Below are 20,081 nucleotides of genomic sequence, written 5' to 3'. Positions count from 1 at the left end.
TGTTGCAGATGAATGAACTGGCTTCTTACGCATCCGACCCGTCTCAATCGCGTGGTCGGAAAACGGCAGAGCCGCCGCCCGAGAACCGGACCGAATTTCAGCGCGACCGCGACCGCATCGTGCATTCCGGCGCGTTTCGCCGGCTGGAGTACAAGACCCAGGTCTTCGTCAACCATGAAGGCGACCTCTTTCGCACGCGCCTGACGCACAGCCTGGAAGTGGCGCAGATTGCGCGCACGCTGGCCCGCAGCCTGAAACTGTCGGAAGACCTGACCGAAGCCATTTCGCTGGCGCACGATCTGGGCCATACGCCCTTCGGCCACGCAGGGCAGGACGAGCTGAACGCCTGCATGCGCGAACTGGCGCCCGAGGCGGGCGGTTTTGAGCACAACCTGCAAAGCCTGCGTGTGGTGGACGAGCTTGAAGAGCGCTACGCGGACTTCAACGGCCTGAACCTTTGCTTTGAAACGCGCGAAGGCATCCTCAAGCATTGCTCGGCCGCACACGCGCGCCAGTTGGGCGATGTGGGCGAACGCTTCCTGAACCGCACGCAGCCATCGCTGGAAGCGCAACTGGCCAACCTGGCCGATGAAGTCGCCTACAACAACCACGATATCGACGACGGCCTGCGCTCCGGGTTGATCACGATTGAGCAACTGCAGGACGTGTCGATCTTCGAACGGCATCACGCCTATGTGCTGGACCGCTATCCGGGCCTGGCGCCGCGCCGCGCGGTGGCGGAAACCATCCGCCGCATGATCAACACGTTGATCGTCGATTTGACGCAAACCTCGCTGGCGCGCATCCGCGACGCGGCGCCGGCCAGCGTGGACGACGTGCGCCGCTCACCGCCGCTGGCGGGGTTTTCGGACGACATCCGGCGCGAGGCCGATGCCCTGAAGAAGTTCTTGTTCGACAACCTGTATCGGCACTATCAGGTGCTGCGCATGACGGCCAAGGCGCGCCGCATCGTGCGTGAGCTTTTCGGGGCGTTTCTTGATGACCCGAGGCTGCTGCCGCCAGACTACCGGCGCCCGGTGTTCAACGAGCAGGCGCGCGCCATTGCCGATTACATCGCCGGCATGACCGACCGCTACGCCATCCGAGAACACAAGCGCCTGTTCGAGATGGGCTGAAGCGGCGGGCTGGCCGCGCGCGGTGCTTGCTTAGCGGTGCCTGCGGTAGGGTTCGTCTTCGGGCACGAACGTGGCTTCGGCGCGCGCATCCCGCATCCAATCCTGCATGGCCGGCAATGCCAGGACCGCATCCATGTAGTCGCGCACGGCGCCCGCGGCAGCGATGCCGTAGGTGGTGAAGCGCGACACCACCGGCGCGAAAAATGCGTCGGCAATCGAGAATGCGCCGAACAGGAACGGGCCGCCGTGGCCGAATTCAGCACGAGTGTCGTGCCAGATGGCTTGCAGGCGCGAGATGTCTTGTTGGGCGGCCTCGGGCAGCTTGATGCCCGGCAGATGCGCTTCGATATTCATCGGCAGGGCGTTGCGCAGGGCGCCGAAGCCGCTGTGCATTTGCGCCACCAGCGAACGCGCGCGGGCGCGGGCCTTGGCATCCTTGGGCCATAGCCCGGCATCTGGATGCCGTTCGGCCACGTATTCACAAATGGCCAGCGAATCCCACACGGCGAAGTCGTCGTCCAGCAATACCGGCACCAGCCCGGCGGGTGACACCGCACCCACCTTGCGCGAAAACTCTTCCGTGAAGAACGCGAGCTTTTGCTCAGTGAAGGCGATGCCCGTGGCTCGTAACGCCAGCCACGGCCGCAAGGACCACGAAGAGTAATTCTTGTTGCCGATGATCAGGGTGTACATGGCGTGGTTTCTCGCGGGGTGTTGATAAGTCGATCTACCTGCTTGCGTTGCGTCGCAGCAGCTTGCCCAGGTATTGCCCGGTGTGGCTGGCTTGCGTATTCGCGACGTCTTCCGGCGTGCCTTGCGCCACCACGTAGCCGCCGCCATCGCCGCCCTCCGGACCCATGTCGATCAGCCAGTCCGCCGTTTTGATGACGTCCAGGTTGTGTTCGATGATGAGCACGGTGTTGCCGCTGTCGACCAACTGGTTCAGCACTTGCAGCAGCAATTCAATATCGCGGAAGTGCAGGCCGGTGGTGGGTTCGTCCAGGATGTACAGCGTGCGTCCGGTACTGCGGCGCGATAGTTCCAGCGACAGCTTCACGCGCTGCGCTTCACCGCCCGACAGCGTGGTAGCGCTTTGGCCCAGGCGTATGTAGGACAGGCCAACGTCAATCAGCGTGTGCAGCTTGCGCGAGATGGCCGGCACGGACTCGAAGTATTCCAGCGCCTGCTCAACCGTCAGGTCCAGCACTTCACTGATGTTGCGGCCCCGGTAGCGGATTTCCAGCGTTTCGCGGTTGTAGCGCTTGCCGTGGCACACGTCGCAGGGCACGTACATGTCGGGCAGAAAGTGCATTTCCACCTTGACCACGCCGTCGCCCTGGCAGGCTTCGCAGCGCCCGCCCTTGACGTTGAAGCTGAATCGGCCGGGATCGTAGCCGCGGGTACGCGCCTCGGGCACGCCCGCGAAAAGCTCGCGGATGGGCGTGAACAGCCCGGTGTAGGTTGCCGGGTTGCTGCGCGGCGTGCGGCCGATGGGGCTTTGGTCCACACTGATGATCTTGTCGAAATTGTCCAGCCCCTGCATCGACACGTAGGGGGCGGGTTCGCTTTGCGCGTGATGCAACTGGCGCGACACGGCGACTGCCAGCGTGTCGTTGATCAGCGTGGACTTGCCGGAACCCGATACGCCCGTCACGCAGACGAGGCGGCCAGCAGGCACGCGCAGTTCAACGTCTTTCAGGTTGTTGCCGCTGGCGCCGCTCAGGGTCAGCCAGGGCAGTTCGTCGTTGACCGGGCGGCGTGCGGGAATCGCGATCTCGCGCGCGCCGCTCAGGTACTGGCCGGTCAGCGAATTCGGATCGCGCTGCACCGTTTCTGGATCGCCCTGCGACACCACTTCGCCGCCGTGCTCGCCCGCGCCCGGGCCCATGTCGACCACCCAGTCCGCCATGCGGATCATGTCTTCGTCGTGCTCGACCACGATGACGCTGTTGCCCAGGTCTCGCAGGTGCTGCAAGGTGCCGATCAGGCGGTCGTTATCGCGCTGGTGCAGACCGATGGAGGGTTCGTCCAGCACATACATCACGCCCGTCAGGCCCGAGCCGATCTGGCTGGCCAGCCGGATGCGCTGGGCCTCGCCACCTGAAATGGTGTCGGCGCTGCGGTCCAGCGACAGGTAATTCAAGCCGACGTTGTTCAGGAAGCTGAGCCGCGCTTCGATCTCGCGCACGATGCGCTGTGCAATTTCCTGCTTGGCCCCGGTCAGGCTCAGGTCGCGGAACCAGGCCAGGCAGCCCGACAGCGGCATGGCCTCGACTTCATAGATAGCCTGGCCGTGGCGCTCGCCGCCGCGCGGATCGTGGCCGATCAGCACGTTGCGGGCTTCGGGACGCAGGCGCGACCCCGCGCAGTCGGGGCAGGTCTTGATATTGCGGTACTTGCCCAGTTCTTCGCGCACCGTCGCCGAGTCCGTTTCGCGCCAGCGGCGCTCCAGGTTCGGGATCACGCCTTCAAAGGTATGCCGCTTGACCGTGCTGCGGCCTTTTTCATTCAGGTAGAGAAACGAAATTTCTTCTTCGCCCGAGCCGTACAGCACCTTGTCGCGCAACGCTTCGGGTAGCTCTTCAAACGGGGCTTCAATATCGAACTCGTAATGCGCCGCCAGACTGGCCAACAGCGAATGCGTGAAGGCGTTGCGGCGGTCCCAGCCACGGATGGCGCCAGCGGCCAGGCTCAGTTCCGGAAAGGCCACGACCCGCTTGGGGTCAAAAAAGCCCACCTGGCCGATGCCGTCGCAACTGGGGCAGGCGCCCATCGGGTTGTTGAAGCTGAACAGGCGCGGCTCCAGTTCGGGCAGGCTGTGGCTGCACACCGGGCAGGCGTAGCGGCTGGAGAACACCTGTTCGTGCTCGCTGTCCATGTCCAGCGCCAGCGCGCGGCCGTCGGCCAGTTGCAGCGCGGTTTCGAAGCTTTCCGCCAGGCGCTGCTTGCTTTCCGGCTTGATGCGCAGCCGGTCGATGACGACGTCGATGTCGTGCTTTTCGGTCTTCTTCAACGGCGTCATGCCGTCGATTTCCATCAACTGCCCGTCCACGCGCAAACGCACATAGCCTTGCGCCTGCAGGCTGGCGCATTCGTCTTCGAAGCTGCCTTTCTTGCCGCGCGCAATGGGCGCCAGCACGGCCAGCCGCGTTTCGGGCGTCCAGCCCAGCACCGCGTCAACCATCTGGCTGACCGACTGCGCCTGTAGCGGCAGGCCGTGCTCGGGACAGTAGGGCGTGCCCACCCGTGCATACAGCAGGCGCAGGTAGTCGTGGATCTCGGTGATGGTGCCGACAGTGGAACGCGGGTTGTGGCCGGCGGCCTTCTGCTCGATGGAGATGGCGGGCGACAGACCTTCGATGAGGTCGACGTCCGGCTTGTCCATCAGTTGGAGGAATTGGCGGGCATACGCGGACAGGCTTTCCACATAACGTCGTTGGCCCTCCGCGTACAGCGTATCGAACGCCAGCGAAGATTTGCCAGAGCCGGACAAGCCGGTGACGACCACCAGTTTGTGGCGCGGCAGGTCCAGCGAAACGTTCTTGAGGTTGTGGGTGCGTGCACCCCGTATGCGTATTGTCACGTCGATCGGGTGTCCATCAGGCTCTTTTAAGCGGTTTCAAAGGCCAACTTGTTACTATAGCGCGCCGAGTCCCCCCGCGTTCAAGGCAGTCCGCCATTTGGGCTGTATGGGCCACGGCGCCGCACCGCCAGATCAGACTGTGAGCGTGTGACATCCACGCGCGCGCACCGCCCTTGTCATTGTTGAATTTTCCGCATGCCGGCAGACATCAAACTGAAATTGACCCCTTCCGAACGCCGCGCCAGCGTGGCATTGGCCGGCCTGTTCGCCGCACGGATGTTGGGGCTGTTCCTGTTGCTGCCGGTGTTCGCCGTGGCGGCGGCTGGCATGCCGGGTGGAGACGACCCCGCGCGCGTTGGCCTGGCGCTGGGCATGTATGGCCTGACCCAGGCGTTCATGCAGATTCCTTTCGGCCTGGCGTCCGACCGCTGGGGCCGGCGCCCCGTCGTGCTGTTCGGCCTGCTGCTGTTCGTGGCCGGCAGCATCGTCTGTGCGCAGGCGGATGACGTGTACTGGATCACCATCGGCCGCGCCATCCAGGGGGCGGGCGCCATCTCGGCCGCCGTCACCGCCTGGCTGGCAGACGCCACCCGCGACGAAGTCCGCACCCGCGCCATGGCCATGGTGGGCGCATCGATTGGCCTGTCTTTCGCGGTGTCCTTGGTGCTGTCGCCCGTGCTGGTGGGCTGGTGGGGCTTGTCCGGCCTGTTCTGGACCATTGCCTGCCTGGGCGTGATCTGCCTGGCCGTGGCGCGTTTCGTCGTGCCCGTGGTGCCGCGCACCCAGGCCCGCACCATGCAAGCCGCCCGGCCGATGGAAGTGCTGACCCACCGCGACCTGCTGCGCCTGAACTTCGGCGTGTTCGTGCTGCATTTGATCCAGGTGTCGATGTTTGTCGTGGTGCCGGCCCTGCTGGCCAAGGTAGGCGGCCTTGACGCGCGCGAGCTGTGGAAGGTTTATCTGCCCGTCATCCTGGTGTCGTTCGTGCTGATGGTGCCCGTGGTGTTCGTGGCGGAAAAACGCCGCGCCCATCGCGGCGCCTTGCGCGCCGCCGTGGCGGGCCTGGTGCTGGTGTGCGCATTGATGCCGGCGGCCAGCCATGGTTTCTACTCGTTGGCCATCGCGCTGACGGGCTTCTTTGTCGCCTTCAACGTGCTGGAAGCGCTGCAACCGTCGCTGGTGTCGCGCGTGGCGCCGCAGGCCTACAAGGGCTTGGCGCTGGGCTTCTACAACACGGCGCAGGCGGCGGGGCTGTTCGCGGGCGGCGCGTTGGGCGGCTGGCTGGCGGCTCATTCAGGCGCCAGCGCGGTGTTCATCGGCGCGGCTGTTTTGTCGGCGGTGTGGCTGGTGGTGACCTGGGCGCTGCGGCCGCTGGCATAAGGGTGATGAGACGGGTGATACAAGGCTGGCGATCGGCCGGGTGATGCGTCCCCGACCCCACCCGAAACGTCACTGATCGCGCTGCGAATGACGGCCAACAGCCTCTAAATGGATTCCCTGGGTGGATCGCTTTGTCACGAATCGCGTTTGGCGTGGTGAGGGCTTTTCGTCGATAATACGTACCAAATTAGGGCTTCACGGAAGTAGGGGTCATCAGGATCCCAGGCGTCGCCGGTCATTGTCATGATGACCGGCGTGTTTCATGAAGCCGGTCTTCAACATCGCTTTTTATGTTGTTGCCGGCGCGCTCGCGGCAACGCACAGGCGCAGGCTGTCAACAACTGAGGGACATCGGCATGGCATCGGTTAACAAAGTCATACTCGTGGGCAATCTGGGTCGCGACCCGGAAGTCCGCTACAGCCCGGAAGGGGCTGCAATCTGCAACATGTCCATCGCCACCACCTCCACCTGGAAGGACAAGGCATCGGGCGAGCGCCGCGAAGAAACCGAATGGCACCGCGTCGTCATGTACAACCGCCTGGCTGAAATCGCCGGCGAATATCTGAAGAAAGGCCGTTCGGTTTACATCGAAGGCCGTCTGAAGACGCGCAAGTGGCAAGACAAGGACACCGGCGCTGATCGCTACAGCACCGAAGTGGTGGCTGACCAGATGCAAATGCTGGGCGGCCGCGAAGACGGCGGTGGCGGTGGCGCCAGCTACGGTGGTGGCGGCGGCTATGACGACGCTCCGTCGCGCCCGCAACAACAACGCGCCCCGGCGCAACGCCCGGCCCCGCAACAGCGCCCGGCGCCTGCTGCGGCCCCGGCCAGCAGCGGTGCGAATCTGGCGGATATGGACGACGATATTCCGTTCTAATCCCGGCTATCGCACGGTTTCAATCCATGCCCCCGCAATGCGGGGGCATTGTTTTTGACGGGCCGGATCAACACAAAAAAGAACCGCGACGTGTAGCAGTTAGCAGTTAGCGGGGCTCGTCACACCGACCGCTGGAACACCTCAACCAGATAATCAATAAACGCCCTGGCCCGGGCGGTTTGATTTCTGCGTTGTGGGTAATACACAAAGAGGTCGGCGGACGGCAGCGTGAAGTCGGGTAATACCACTCGCAGCCGTCCGCTTTGCAAATACTTGGCCAGATCCCATTCCGAGCGGATCAATATGCCATGGCCGTCCAGCGCCCAGCCCAGCACGATATCTCCGTCATTACTGGACAAGGCTCCATCCACCTTGATTGCCACGCTTTCCCCATCGCGGGTGAATCGCCACACGCCGTGCGCCTCATCGTTTTGCGTATGCAGGATGCAGCGGTGGGATGCAAGATCGGCCAGCGTGGCGGGCGTGCCGTGTTTGTCCAGATAGCGCGGCGCGGCGCACAAGAAGCGGCGGTTGGACATGACGCGCCGCGCGCTCAGGCGTCTGTCGGGCAGTTCGCCGAAGCGGATCGCCAGGTCGAAGCCGCTTTCCACCAGATCCACCGGCCGGTCGGTGACTTCCAGTTGGACCTGGACGTCGGGATAGCGCTTGGCAAAGTCCGAGACCAGCGGGGCGATGGTGGTGCGGCCGAACCCCAAGGTGGCGTTCACTTTCAGCGCGCCGCGCGGGGTGGCGCCGCTGCTGGAGACGGCGTCTTCCATGTCGCGCAGATCTTCGAGGATCTTGGTGGCGTGCGACAGATACGTCTCGCCTTCGCTTGTCAGGCTCAGGTTGCGCGTGCTGCGGTTCACCAGCCGCACTCCAAGGCGCCGCTCCATCAGCGCCAAGCGCTTGGTGGCGGCGGGCGGCGTCAGGTTGAGCTCGCGCGCGGCGGCGGACAGGCTGCCCAGCCGGGCCAGGTGGATGAAGAACTCCAGTTCGGACGCGATGTCGGTTTTCACTGAAAGTAAATAATCAAATGAATAATGGTGAATCTTAGTGCGGGTATTCGCCTCTACGCTAGCGGTTCCCCATGCCACTACGCCGTCACACCCGGCGCATCAGGAGACACCCATGAGAATCGTCGAGATCCGCGAACAGACGCTGCCCATCAGCTCGCCCATCCGCAACGCCTATATCGATTTCAGCAAGATGACGCTGAGCCTGGTCGCCGTGATCACCGACGTGATCCGCGACGGCAAGCCGGTGGTGGGCTACGGCTTCAATTCAAATGGCCGATACGGCCAGGGCAAGCTGATGCGCGAACGCTTCATTCCGCGCGTCATGGAGGCGGATCCTGAATCGCTGGTGGACGCGACGGGCAAGAACCTGGATCCGCACAAGATCTGGAACGCCATGTTCACGAACGAAAAGCCGGGCGGCCATGGCGAGCGCTCGGTGGCTATCGGCACCATCGACATGGCGGTGTGGGACGCGGTCGCAAAGATCGAGGGCAAGCCTCTGTTTCAGTTGCTGGCCGACCGCTACGGCAACGGCCAGGCCAACCGTCGCGTGTTTGTCTACGCGGCGGGTGGGTATTACTACCCGGGCCAGGACCACGGCAAGCTCAAGGACGAAATGCGCAGCTATATCGACCGTGGCTACACGGTCGTGAAGAAGAAGATTGGCGGCGCGTCGCTGGACGAGGATTTGCGCCGCATCGATTCCATCTTGAGCGTGCTGCAAGATGGGCAGAAGCTGGCGGTGGACGCGAACGGCCGCTTTGATCTGGACACCGCCATCCAGTACGCCAAGGCGCTGTCACAGTACGACCTGTTCTGGTACGAAGAGGCGGGCGACCCGCTGGATTACGAGTTGCAGGCCACGCTGCGCAACTACTACGCCAACCCCATGGCGACGGGCGAGAATCTGTTTTCGATGCAGGACGCGCGCAATCTGATCCGCCATGGCGGCATGCGCCCGGACCGTGATTGGCTGCAATTTGATTGCGCGCTGAGCTACGGGCTGGTGGAGTATCTGCGCACGCTCGACATGCTGAAGCAGCACGGCTGGTCGGCCAGCCGCTGCATTCCGCACGGCGGCCACCAGATGTCCCTGAACATTGCGGCAGGCTTGGGGCTGGGCGGCAACGAAAGCTACCCGGACCTGTTCCAGCCCTTCGGCGGCTTTCCCGATGGGGTGAAAGTCGACGGCGGCTACGTCACGATGCCGGAGCTGCCCGGCATCGGCTTCGAAGGCAAGTCGGACCTGATCACCGTCATGCGGCAATTGTCGGCGTAGGCCGGGGCCGCTGAGGGTTTGCCGGCGAATCACCGGCGGACCCCCAGCGGGTCATTCTCAGCGGGTCGTTCTCAGCAGGTCACCCGCGAATCACCCGCGATCCCCGCCCGATTTACCAGCGATACCGCAGCGTCGCCATCACTGTGCGCTCCGCGCCCCAGTAGCAGCTGACGGCGGTGCCCAGGCAGTTGGCGACGTAGCGCTTGTCGAACAGGTTCGACACGTTCAGCGCCACCTGCGCGCCGGCCAGTGTGGGGCTGACGCGGCCCAGGTCGTAGCGAATGGCCGCGTCCACCAGCGTGACGGCGGGGATGGCGTAGCGGTTGTTCAAGTCGCCATAAAAACCGCCGCGATAGGTAACGCCCGCGCCCACGCCTACGCCCTGCAGTGGGCCGTCGCGCAGCGTGTAGTCGGCCCACAGCGCAGCTTGATGGCGCGGCACGAAGATCAACTGGTTGCCACGTTGCGCGGCCACGTTGGTCTTGGTGATTTCGCTGTCGCTCAACGCATACGACATGGTCAGGTCCAGCCCGTTGTCGAAGCTGGCCTTGCCTTCCAGTTCGATGCCCTGCACCTGCGCTTCGCCGGTCTGCACGACAAAGCTGGTGTTGACGGGGTCCGGCGTGCTGACGTTCTTTTGCGTGATCTGGAAGGCTGACAGCGTGACGAAGCTGTCGTAGCCATCGGGCTGGAACTTTACGCCGGCTTCGTACTGTTCGCCCGTGGTCGGCTTGAGCGCCGAGCCGTCGCGGGTGACGCCCGTCATCGGTTGGAAAGACGTGGAATAGCTCAGGTACGGCGCCAGGCCGTTGTCGAAGCGGTAGGTCACGCCGGCGCGGCCGGTGAAGCGGTCGGCATCGGCCGTGCGCGACGTCCAGCCCCATTGGCCGCCGCTGCCCACGGTGCCGCTGTCGGTGGTGCCTTCGGTCCAGTCATAGCGGCCGGCGAACGTGAAGCGCAGGCGGTCCAGTTCAATCTGGTCTTGCGCGTACAGGCCCAATTGGGTGCGCGTCATGTTGATCTTCGTGGCGGTGGCCGGGCGCGTCACCGAGGTGCCGTACTCCGGGTCGAACACGTTGAACAAGGGGGATGCCGGGGGCAGCATCAGGCCCAGGCTGCTCTCGTTGTAGCGCGACTTTTCGCGCAGGTAGTCCAGGCCGAAGGTCAGGTCATGACGCATCGGGCCGCTGCTGAACTTGGCGTTCAACTGGTTATCGATCTGGAAGGTGTGCGAGGTTTCGGGAAAGGCCCAGGCGTAGCGAATGGCCTGGGTGTCTGACACCATCGCGCCAATCTGCACCCGCCGCGTGTTGGTGTCGACGTTCGTGTAGCGGGCGCTTTGGCGCAGGCTCCAGGTGTTGTTCACGCGGTGGTCGAGCGTGTAGCCGACCATGGTTTGTTCGTTGGTGAAGATGTCGTAGCCGGGTTCGCCCACGAAGCGGTCGCGCGGGATGTAGCCCGCGGTGTCGCTTTTTTCCAGTGTGCCGATGACGGGCAGCACGGGGGCGCCGCCGCCGCCATGGCTGGTGATCTTCTGATACTGGGCGCTCAGGTTCAGGCTGGTGTCGGAAGACGGACGCCAGGTGAAGCTGGGCGCGATGAACTGGCGTTCGTCGTCAACGTGTTGATACTGCGTATCGCTGTCGCGCAGCGTGCCCGTCAACCGGTACAGGAACTTGCCCTCTTCATCGGCCGGGCCTGAGAAGTCGAACGCGCCCTGGAACCGGTTGAAGCTGCCCGCCTGCAGCACCACTTCGTTAAGTGGCTCGGCGGTGGGGCGCTTGCTGGTCATGTTGACCAGACCACCCGGCGCGCTTTGGCCGTATAGGCCGGACGACGGGCCTTTCAGGATTTCGATGCGTTCCAGGCCATAGGTGTCGATACGTGGCTGCGAATAGCCGCGCGCGCCAAAGGGCAGCAGCAGGCCGTCCAGATAGCGCGACGGCGTGAAGCCGCGTATGGTCAGCCAGTCATAGCGCACGTCGTTGTCGCCGTATTGCGCGATCACCCCCGGGGTGTAACGCACGGCCTGGGCGACCGAGGTGACGCCGCGCTGGTCCATTTCGTTGCGGGTAATGACGTTGATGGTCTGGGGCGTGTTGATGAGTTCCGCGTCTGACTTGGTGCCGGAGCGGCTACGCGTGGCCACGTAGTCCGCGCCAGAAGTGGGCGACGCGTCGCGTGCGCCTTGCACTACCACTGGGGCCAGCGTGGTCACTCCGCTTGCGGCAGGCGGTGCGGTTTGGGCGGCGACGAGAGCCGGCGACGCGGCAAGGGCGGCCAACAGCGCCAACGGCAGCGGCTTCTTGGAAAAGGACACGGTGTTACCCCTGGTTCAATTTATAATTAACAAGAATCATTCCTAAGCGTCGGCATGATTCCAGATCTCTGTTTTTCTGTCTGACGATTCTTCGGCGCCCATTGACGGTTTTGCTGCCGCCCCGTTTTTTGCGCCCGACACCTATGCCTGCCAGCGCCGCCGCGCCCTTGTCCTCTCTGTCATTGCCCGACCCCTGCACGGGTCCCGTCAAGCCGCATGAATGGTGGCGTGGCACGCTGCCGACCGTGCCTGCCACCGACGACTGGGAAGATGTTATCGAGCGGGTGCAGCGGGTGGATGAGGGCGTCAGCCTGGTGGTGTTGGATGGTTGTCCAGGCCGGACCTTGACGATTCCGGCGCCGGGCGCGCCGGTGTTCGGCATGCAGGTGTGGCTGGAAGGCGAGGCCCTGTTGGCGCTGGAGGGGGGCGAACCGCTGCGCGTGACGGGTGGCGCAGCGCTGCTGTTCAATCACGAGCGTGTGATGGGCTGGGCCACGCATCTGCCAGCCAAGCGCCGGGTGCGGATGGTGGACATCCGCTACACGCCGGACGCGCTGGCGCGCTTGGGTGGCACGATGCCCATCGGCTTGCTGCGCCAGCGGTTTCGTCGCGATGTCAGCGTGCCGGCGCACGGGTCCCTGGTTGCGGCGCTGGACGCGCCAGCCGGATTGCGGGCGTTGGCGGGCAGCTTTTCCAGCGATGCACCGTCTGCGGCAGAGGCGCGACGCCTCTGGTATCGCGCCAAGTCTCTTGAAATGCTGTCGGCATTCGTGCAGCTATTGTCGTTGCCGGACGCGCTGGCCGGACCCGTGGAAAATGAGCATCAACGGGTTCGTCGCGCGTGCCAACTGTTGCGGGACCGCTGCGCGGAACATTGGCCGCCGGGGCTAGTGGCGCGCACGGTAGGGCTGTCAGAGAAGCGCCTGCAGCAATTGATGCGCGAATGCGTGGGCCGTTCGGTACATGCCTATCTGAGCGACATGCGGCTGGCTCGCGCGTCGGATCTGTTGCAGGCCGGCATGAGCGTCACGCAGGTAGCGGGCGAGGTGGGTTTTTCCAGCCTGAGCCATTTCAGCAAGGTCTTCAAACTGCGCTATGGCGCGTCGCCGCGATCCTGGTAGCCCCAGGTTTGGCCCCAACCCCGGGCCGAGACAGCGTTGCTTGCCGGCACCATGAAATATTTAGTTTCACAAAACCCACTTGCGTTGTCTATCTAGTAGTAGGTAAGATTCATCCATCGACGCAGCACAAGCAGCAAACGCAGCAAGTCAGTACAGGCAACACCCAGGAAACACCGCTGCCGCCGAAACCAGAAATACAGCAGGACGATTTTGATTGGCCCTTTTTATTTATCGCAGCATCTATCTATAAGTAGATAGCTAGTGATCGTAACCCAAACTCAACTGAAGCACTTTTCACTTATTCCATCTGGAGAACTGACCATGAAGACCCTCGTATCCGCCCTGATCCTGTCCGCCTCGTTTATCGGCGCCGCCCAAGCTGGCGAACTGGACTACCCGCCCGAACTGAATACCGCCAGCACCGTGACGCGCGCTCAAGTCCAGCAAGAACTGGCCGCCGCCCGCGCTAACGGCGAACTGGAATTCGGCGAAGAAGGCTACGCCGCCACGACGTTTGCGGATGCCGGCTCGGACAAGACCCGCGCCCAAGTGAAGCAGGAATTGGCCGCCGCCCGTGCTCAAGGCCTGACCGAAAGCAATGAACTGGCTTACCCGCCCGTGCAAGGCTGAGTTTTTTTGAAGCCTTATCTATCTAGGCATAGATAGCCCTTCCAGCATTACCCGATAGCCGTAACGACCTTACCCACGTTTAGCAACATTGATCCTTACTGGAGTTCAACCATGAAGACCCTCGTATCCGCCCTGATCCTGTCCGCCTCGTTCATCGGCGCCGCCCAAGCTGGCGAACTGGACTACCCGCCCCCCTGAACACCGCCAGCACCGTGACGCGCGCTCAAGTGCAGCAAGAACTGGCCGCCGCCCGTGCCAATGGCGAATTGGAGTTCGGTGAAGAAGGCTACGCCGCCACGACGTTTGCGGATGCTGGCTCGGACAAGACCCGTGCCCAAGTGAAGCAGGAATTGGCCGATGCCCGTGCTCAAGGCCTGACCGAAAGCAATGAACTGGCTTACCCGCCCGTGCAAGGCTGAGTTTTTTTGAAGCCTTATCTATCTAGGCATAGATAGCATCTGCAACGTGTTTACCCACCCTGACTCTTTCAACTGACGCAGCACTGATCCTTACTGGAGATCAACCATGAAGACCCTCGTATCCGCCCTGATCCTGTCCGCCTCGTTTATCGGCGTCGCCCAAGCTGGCGAACTGGACTACCCGCCTCCCCTGAACACCGCCAGCACCGTGACGCGCGCCCAAGTGCAGCAAGAGCTAGCCAACGCCCGCGCCAATGGTGAACTGGTGTTCGGTGAAGAAGGCGAATCCGCGACCGCGTTTGCCGCCGTCGGCGCCGACAAGACCCGCGCCCAAGTGAAGCAGGAACTGGCTGCCGCCCGTGCCCAAGGCCTGACCGACACCGGCGAACTCGACTACCCGCCCGTGCAAGGCTAAGCCGATGCCGGCACATGCGAACCCCGGGGGGCGGGATGTTTCCCGGCCGGGGTTCGCACGGGCTTCGGTCCACACACTAGGGCGGCCACCAATGACGGACCGACCTATTAGTAGGTAATATTCAGCCATGGACACTCCGACCCCCAACACAACCCGAGACCTGCTGCTGGCGCATGCCGAAAAGCTCATCCGCACGCGCGGATGCAACGGTTTCAGCTACCGCGACCTGGCGGAGCACGTGGGCGTGAAGACGTCCAGCATTCACTATTATTTCCCAGGCAAAGACGACCTGCTGTACGAAGCGGTCGAAGCCTACAGCACGCGCGCGCTGGGTGCCATACGCGGCATCGACACCGCACAGCCTGCCCAAGCGCAGCTTAAGGCGTACCTGTCGATGATGGAATCGGCGGCCTGCGGCGAAGGTGAGCTCTGTTTGGGCGGCATGTTGGCCGCCGACATCATGAGCCTGTCTGATCGCGTACGCGGCGCATTGCAGGGATTTTTCCGCGCGCACGAAGCTTGGTTGGCGCGTGTGCTGGCCCAAGGCGCGGCTGAGGGCACGCTGAGATTCTCTGGCTCGGCCGAGGCCGCCGGCCGCGCGGTGTTCGCCACCGTGCAAGGTTGCTTACTTGTCTCGCGACTGTTCCAGCAACCGCCCGCGTTGTGCGAGGCCATCAGCGCCTTGTACGTGGCATGCGACAACGTTGCCAAGCCCGCGGCTGGCGTCTAAGCAGTCGGCCTGGCAACAGGCGTTCAGCAGCACTTTTTGGCGTAGTACTTCACGGCCGCCCGGCGTAAGCAGGCGGCCGTTGTCATGCGCGTCAAGGACGAACGTAAAGCCCGGTCGTCAGTCAGGGATGTCGCTTTGCAGCGCGCGAGCCATGTCGGTGCTGGTGCGTTCCTGTACGCCCAGATCGCGCATGCGTTGCAGGAAGGCGGTTTGAGCGTCTTCGAATCCCGGAACGGGGCTCATGCAGTCGGTCAGCAGCACGATCCGCGACAGATTGCCGCCTGGCAGGTGTTCGGCCAGATGTTCTACCGTGGCCCGCACGCAATGGCTGCCCGCTTCACCTGCGACAAGGATGAGGTCGGACCGATCCAGCGAACCCAGCAAGCTGCGGTTGAGTTGGCTGCGCGGGTCGTCGGGGTCGGGCACTTCGGCCATCAGCGCGCTGTAGTGTTCGGTCCACGGGTTGGTGCCCTTGGGCACCTTGCGCACAATGAACTGGCCAGCGTCTTCCCAACGGTTGTACGCCGCTCGCACGTCGGGGTGCACGTTGTGACCCCATGTGCCGATCTCGCAATGTACCGGCCACACCATCAGCGTGTAACGGCCGCGGGCCTCAAGCTCGTCAAGATAGGTCAAGGTGCGCGGCAGGTCGTCAGCGTGGCGGGGCACAAAGTGCCCCGCACGCAGTTGGGCGGCAGAGATCAGCGTGAACGGCTCGACCGCCTGGCCTGCACCCGCATGCCAGAACGTGGGATGCGCGATGTCCACGCGATGGTGCGAATCCAGCGTAACGGTGATCGAGCTCAAGGCAGGCGCGGTGGCGTCGATGAATCGCGCCAGTCGTTGCATGTCGGCATGGGCGCCCGGCACCGGCAGGGCGGGCTGGGCGGCCTCGCCCGTCTGGGGATCCCTGGGCAGGTATGGCTCGGGCAGGTCGCAGAAATCATTCTGCGGGTCGACAATCAATAAATGGACGGAACGCGGCATGGGGAATTTCGATGACCTTTTCCGGAATATAGACCGGGATGAGGCTTGACCACTAGAACAGCACCAGATGTTCCGCGCAGTCAGGCAGTTGACGCAGCAAGGCGCGCCACTGCCGCCAAAGGTAGGCCAGTACGGCGAGGGCAAGAGCGGCGATCAGCATCCACATGGCAGTATCCAAAGAATATTTCGCACGACCGTGCGAAATTAGATCAAAGAATCGCCGGCGTCAGCCGGCGAGGGGATAGGGTTATTCCAGGTAGGTAAAGCTACGATAGGTCGAGATAAGCCTGTCATAGGCGGCGCGTACGCGCGCGGGGGCTTTCGGGTCCCGCAGGAAGCGGGCGTCATGCATCAGGCCGATCATCAGGCTGTAGACCTCGAACACAAGCTGTTCCGGATCGGTGTCGGGCCGCAGATGGCCGGCTTCCAGCGCTTGGCGCACCGTGCGCACCATGGCCGAGCGCCAGCGTCGCAGGTTGCCTTCCAGTACCGTCCGCAGTGGCGATTCCACGTCGTCATATTCGAAGGCGCCCGCCACGTAGACGCAGCCCGTCGCCAATTCGACGTTGCTGGCGCGTTCAACCCACAGCGACACCAGCGCATTCAAGCGCGGCAAGCCACGCGGATGCGCCATGGCGGGGGTGAAGACGGCGGCCACGAAGCGCCGGTCATATTCGTCCAGCACGGCCTGCTGCAAGGCTTCCAGCGAGCCCACGCGCGAAAACACGCCGCTTTTGCTGATACCGAGCCGCTTGGCTACCTGGCCCAGCGACAGGCTTTCCATGCCTTGGGTCGCGGCCATGTCCAGGGACGCATCCACGATGGCGGCGAAGGTCAGCTCGCTTTTTCCGGTTTTGGCAGTGTCTGTTCCGGCAGTCATGCGGCAGAATTTAGCACGATCGTGCGAAATTAATAAGGAGTTTTTCGATGACAATAAAAACCGGGCAGCCAAGGCTGCCCGGTTTGCGTGTCGCGCGAATGGCGATCAGGCCGCCTTGAACTGCAGACGATACTTGTGCAACAAGGGTTCGGTATAGCCGTTAGGCTGCGTCAGACCTTCAAACACCAGGGCGCATGCCGCCTTGAAGGCCAGGGACGTATCGAAATTGCCTGCCATCGGCCGGTAGAGTGCATCGCCCGCATTCTGGCCGTCCACCACCTTGGCCATGCGCTTGAAGGTCTCCATGACCTGTTCCTTGTTGGTCACGCCATGGCGCAGCCAATTGGCGATGTGCTGGCTGGAGATGCGCAGCGTGGCGCGGTCTTCCATCAGGCCCACGTTGTGGATGTCCGGCACCTTGGAGCAGCCCACGCCCTGGTCGATCCAGCGCACCACGTAACCCAGGATGCCCTGCACGTTGTTGTCCAACTCCTGCTGGATGTCCGTGGCGGACCACTTGGACGGATCGCCAACCGGCACGGTCAACAGGCCGTTCAGCAGGTCGTCGCGCACGCTATCCAGCTTGGTGCGCTCAAGTTCCTTCTGTACCGCTTGCACGTCGATCTGGTGATAGTGCAGCGCGTGCAGCGTGGCGGCGGTGGGCGAGGGCACCCAGGCGGTATTGGCGCCCGCCTTCGGGTGCGCGATTTTCTGTTCCAGCATGGCGGCCATCAGGTCGGGCATGGCCCACATGCCCTTGCCGATCTGGGCGCGGCCGCGCAGGCCGGTGTCCAGGCCAACCAGCACGTTGTTGCGTTCGTAGGCCGTGATCCAGGCGGTGGACTTCATGTCGCCCTTGCGCAGCATCGGGCCGGCTTCCATGCTGGAGTGCATTTCGTCGCCGGTGCGGTCCAGAAAGCCCGTGTTGATGAAGGCAACGCGCGAGGCAGCCGCGCCGATGCAGGCCTTGAGGTTGATGCTGGTGCGGCGCTCTTCGTCCATGATGCCCATCTTCAGCGTGTTGCGCGGCACCTTGATCAGGTCTTCCACGCGGTCGAAGAGTTCGCTGGCGAAGGCGGCTTCATCGGGGCCGTGCATCTTGGGCTTCACGATGTAGACGGATCCCGTGCGCGAATTCAGCTTGGCGGTGCGGTCGTGCAAAGCGGCCAGGCTGGTAACCACGGCATCCAGAATGCCCTCCGGGATTTCCTGGCCGTCGCGGTCGAGCACGGCGGGGTTGGTCATCAAGTGGCCCACGTTGCGCACGAACATCAGCGAACGGCCATGCAGGGTCAGTGCGCCGCCGTCCGGGCGCGTGTACTGGCGGTCGGCGTTCAGCTTGCGGGTAAAGGTCTTGCCGCCCTTGGTGACGTCTTCGGTCAGGTCGCCCTTCATCAGGCCGAGCCAATTGCGGTAGATATGGACCTTGTCGTCGGCATCGACGGCGGCGACCGAGTCTTCGCAATCCATGATGGTGGTCAGCGCGGCTTCGACCAGCACGTCTTTGACGCCGGCGGCGTCGGTGCTGCCGATGGGGTTGGCGCGGTCGATCTGGATTTCGAAGTGCAGGCCGTTGTTCTTCAACAGGATGGCCGTGGGGGCGGACGCCTCGCCTTGGTAGCCGGCGAATTGCGAGCCGAACTTCAGCCCGGTGACCACGCCCTTGGCCAAGGCCACGCGCAGTTGGTCGCCTTCAACGGTGTAGCTTTGCGCGTCGGCGTGCGAACCGTTGGCCAGCGGGGCGGCGGTATCAAGGAAGCTGCGCGCGCGCGCAATGACGGCGGCGCCGCGCTCGGGGTTGTAGCCCTTGCCGGTATCGCCCGGGGTGGCGGGAATGGCGTCGGTGCCGTAGAGGGCGTCGTACAGGCTGCCCCAGCGCGCGTTGGCGGCGTTCAAGGCATAGCGGGGATTCGACATCGGCACGACCAACTGCGGGCCGGCCTGCTGCGAGATTTCGGTATCGACGTTGTCGGTGGTGGCCTGCACGCTGGCGGGCTGGGGCAGCAGGTAGCCGATGCCTTCCAGGAACTTGCGATAGGCCGCCGGATCGGCGATGGGGCCGGGGTTGGCGCGGTGCCAGGTGTCCAGTTCGGCCTGCAGGCGGTCGCGTTCGGCCAGCAGCGCGCGGTTCTTGGGCGCCAGGTCGTGTACCAGCGCCGCAAAGCCTTGCCAGAAGCCGTCGGCATCCAGGCCGGTGCCGGGCAAGGCTTCTTGTTCGATGAATTGGTTGAGATTGGCCGCCACTTGCAGGCCGTGGTGCTGGATGCGTTGAGTCATGCGGGTCTCTAGCGGTAAGTAGGGCTGGCCGGCGCCGGGGCGCCGGGCGAATCTGTTTTGACATCATCGTTCGCACCCGCTGCAATGTCTATATCAAAACCAGCTGGTCATACCAGTTTGTTTACGCGCGTGAAGACAGGCCGCTTGTTTTTATGGTTTTATATCAGCCACTTACGGCGGTGCGCCAATTCGCCAAAAACAAGCGTTCGGCTTGGTCATACCACTGGTGCGGAGATTGCATGTACGCGGAAACAGAAGAAAAGCCCCGGCAGGTGGCGGACGAGGTCGCTGAAAGAATCGAACGCCTGATCCTGGATGGCGTGCTCAAGGCGGGGCAGGCGTTGCCGTCCGAACGCCGCTTGACCGAAAAGCTGGGCGTGTCGCGCACGGCGCTGCGCGAAGGGCTGAAGCTGTTGCGCGCGCGCGAAATCATCCATACCTCGCAAGGCAAGGGTTCGTTCGTGGCGCATATTTCAAAGGTGGACGCCGGGCCCTTGATGCATCTGTTCAATTCGCAGCCGCGCACGCTTTACGACTTGCTGGAAGTGCGTTCGTTGCTGGAAGCCGAGTCCGCGCGGCTTGCTGCCATACGCGGCACCGAGGCAGATTTCATCATGATCCGCCGCCGTTATGACGAGATGGTGGCGGCGCAAGGCGCGGCTACCGATACGGCCACCCACGCCCATCTGGACCACGCCTTCCACCTGGCGATTTGCGAGGCATCGCACAACCCGGTGCTGGTGCACACGCTGCAATCGCTGACGGATCTGCTGCTGGGGTCGGTGTTTGCCTGCGTGAACAATCTGTACCACCGCGAGCCGGAAAAGCGGCAGATTGATCGCCAGCACACGCGCCTGTTCCACGCGGTAACGGGGCGCCAGCCAGAGCAGGCCCGCAAGGCCGCGGCGGACCATGTAGATAGCGTGCGGCAGAGCTTGTCGGATATCGAACAGGAAGAACAACGGTTGGTGCGCGCGACGCTACGTCTGGAAGGCTGGACGTAACGCCGCGCGGGCGGGCGTGTGTG

The 20,081-nt window shown here is 63.5% G+C and carries 16 protein-coding genes and 1 pseudogene; 10 read left to right on the top strand and 7 right to left on the bottom strand.

The genetic code is table 11. From position 1 onward, the window contains the following. Positions 1 to 8 precede the first annotated feature (8 nt). On the top strand, positions 9 to 1,136 hold the full coding sequence (locus ELS24_RS30100) for a deoxyguanosinetriphosphate triphosphohydrolase (protein WP_050448349.1): 1,128 nt from the start codon (positions 9 to 11) through the stop codon (positions 1,134 to 1,136). A 30-nt stretch (positions 1,137 to 1,166) separates the two neighbouring features. On the opposite strand, the gene ELS24_RS30095 is transcribed toward ELS24_RS30100, so the two are convergent. Beyond that, the gene (locus ELS24_RS30095) at positions 1,167 to 1,829 is read right to left on the bottom strand and encodes a glutathione S-transferase family protein (protein WP_127186167.1); all 663 of its coding nucleotides are present in this window, start codon (positions 1,827 to 1,829) and stop codon (positions 1,167 to 1,169) included. Between the two features lie 34 nt (positions 1,830 to 1,863). Next, positions 1,864 to 4,719, bottom strand: a complete 2,856-nt coding sequence (gene uvrA / locus ELS24_RS30090; protein WP_417219380.1) for an excinuclease ABC subunit UvrA — start codon at positions 4,717 to 4,719, stop codon at positions 1,864 to 1,866. 195 nt (positions 4,720 to 4,914) lie between these two features. Between uvrA and ELS24_RS30085 the strand changes: the two genes are divergently transcribed. Both ELS24_RS30085 and ssb read left to right on the top strand, forming a co-directional pair. Next, entirely contained in the window at positions 4,915 to 6,099 is a 1,185-nt protein-coding gene (locus ELS24_RS30085; protein WP_127186165.1) for an MFS transporter, read from the top strand. 356 nt (positions 6,100 to 6,455) lie between these two features. Then, positions 6,456 to 6,977, top strand: a complete 522-nt coding sequence (gene ssb / locus ELS24_RS30080) for a single-stranded DNA-binding protein (RefSeq protein ID WP_046802916.1) — start codon at positions 6,456 to 6,458, stop codon at positions 6,975 to 6,977. Positions 6,978 to 7,096: 119 nt separating this feature from the next. Here ssb and ELS24_RS30075 read toward each other — a convergent pair whose 3' ends face one another. After that, positions 7,097 to 7,996 (bottom strand): LysR family transcriptional regulator, encoded by a 900-nt coding sequence (locus tag ELS24_RS30075; protein WP_127186164.1) that lies wholly within the window; start codon positions 7,994 to 7,996, stop codon positions 7,097 to 7,099. Positions 7,997 to 8,108: 112 nt separating this feature from the next. Here ELS24_RS30075 and ELS24_RS30070 point away from each other — a divergent pair, with 112 nt between their 5' ends. Then, complete coding sequence (locus ELS24_RS30070) at positions 8,109 to 9,275, top strand: mandelate racemase/muconate lactonizing enzyme family protein (RefSeq protein ID WP_127186163.1); 1,167 nt, start codon at positions 8,109 to 8,111, stop codon at positions 9,273 to 9,275. A 112-nt stretch (positions 9,276 to 9,387) separates the two neighbouring features. Here the strand turns inward: ELS24_RS30070 and ELS24_RS30065 are convergent, their stop codons facing one another. Next, positions 9,388 to 11,595: a TonB-dependent siderophore receptor gene (locus ELS24_RS30065; protein WP_127186162.1), complete on the bottom strand. Its 2,208-nt coding sequence runs from the start codon at positions 11,593 to 11,595 to the stop codon at positions 9,388 to 9,390. A gap of 143 nt (positions 11,596 to 11,738) precedes the next feature. Here ELS24_RS30065 and ELS24_RS30060 point away from each other — a divergent pair, with 143 nt between their 5' ends. The 5 genes and pseudogenes from ELS24_RS30060 to ELS24_RS30040 all read left to right on the top strand — a co-directional run bounded on the left by ELS24_RS30060 (position 11,739) and on the right by ELS24_RS30040 (position 14,910). Continuing rightward, positions 11,739 to 12,716 (top strand): helix-turn-helix transcriptional regulator, encoded by a 978-nt coding sequence (locus ELS24_RS30060; protein WP_050448318.1) that lies wholly within the window; start codon positions 11,739 to 11,741, stop codon positions 12,714 to 12,716. A 321-nt stretch (positions 12,717 to 13,037) separates the two neighbouring features. After that, positions 13,038 to 13,346, top strand: a complete 309-nt coding sequence (locus ELS24_RS30055; protein ID WP_050448319.1) for a DUF4148 domain-containing protein — start codon at positions 13,038 to 13,040, stop codon at positions 13,344 to 13,346. Between the two features lie 111 nt (positions 13,347 to 13,457). Further along, positions 13,458 to 13,765, top strand: a pseudogene (locus ELS24_RS30050) (DUF4148 domain-containing protein). Positions 13,766 to 13,871: 106 nt separating this feature from the next. Further along, the gene (locus tag ELS24_RS30045; protein WP_050448321.1) at positions 13,872 to 14,180 is read left to right on the top strand and encodes a DUF4148 domain-containing protein; all 309 of its coding nucleotides are present in this window, start codon (positions 13,872 to 13,874) and stop codon (positions 14,178 to 14,180) included. Positions 14,181 to 14,307: 127 nt separating this feature from the next. Beyond that, positions 14,308 to 14,910 carry a TetR/AcrR family transcriptional regulator gene (locus tag ELS24_RS30040; RefSeq protein ID WP_050448322.1) on the top strand — a complete coding sequence of 201 codons (603 nt, stop codon included), beginning with the start codon at positions 14,308 to 14,310 and terminating at the stop codon, positions 14,908 to 14,910. 117 nt (positions 14,911 to 15,027) lie between these two features. Here ELS24_RS30040 and ELS24_RS30035 read toward each other — a convergent pair whose 3' ends face one another. From ELS24_RS30035 to ELS24_RS30025, 3 genes are all read right to left on the bottom strand, one after another. After that, on the bottom strand, positions 15,028 to 15,897 hold the full coding sequence (locus tag ELS24_RS30035; protein ID WP_127186161.1) for a cysteine hydrolase: 870 nt from the start codon (positions 15,895 to 15,897) through the stop codon (positions 15,028 to 15,030). A 247-nt stretch (positions 15,898 to 16,144) separates the two neighbouring features. After that, complete coding sequence (locus tag ELS24_RS30030; protein ID WP_050448324.1) at positions 16,145 to 16,777, bottom strand: TetR/AcrR family transcriptional regulator; 633 nt, start codon at positions 16,775 to 16,777, stop codon at positions 16,145 to 16,147. Positions 16,778 to 16,882: 105 nt separating this feature from the next. Then, positions 16,883 to 19,054 (bottom strand): malate synthase G, encoded by a 2,172-nt coding sequence (locus tag ELS24_RS30025; RefSeq protein ID WP_050448325.1) that lies wholly within the window; start codon positions 19,052 to 19,054, stop codon positions 16,883 to 16,885. A 239-nt stretch (positions 19,055 to 19,293) separates the two neighbouring features. On the opposite strand from ELS24_RS30025, the gene glcC reads away from it, so the two are divergent. Further along, positions 19,294 to 20,058 carry a transcriptional regulator GlcC gene (glcC, locus tag ELS24_RS30020; RefSeq protein ID WP_050448326.1) on the top strand — a complete coding sequence of 255 codons (765 nt, stop codon included), beginning with the start codon at positions 19,294 to 19,296 and terminating at the stop codon, positions 20,056 to 20,058. Positions 20,059 to 20,081 lie beyond the last annotated feature (23 nt).

This window comes from Achromobacter spanius (genome assembly GCF_003994415.1).
GTDB classification, from domain to species: Bacteria; Pseudomonadota; Gammaproteobacteria; order Burkholderiales; family Burkholderiaceae_B; genus Achromobacter; species Achromobacter spanius_C.
This window is presented reverse-complemented; position numbering and strand designations above follow the sequence as displayed.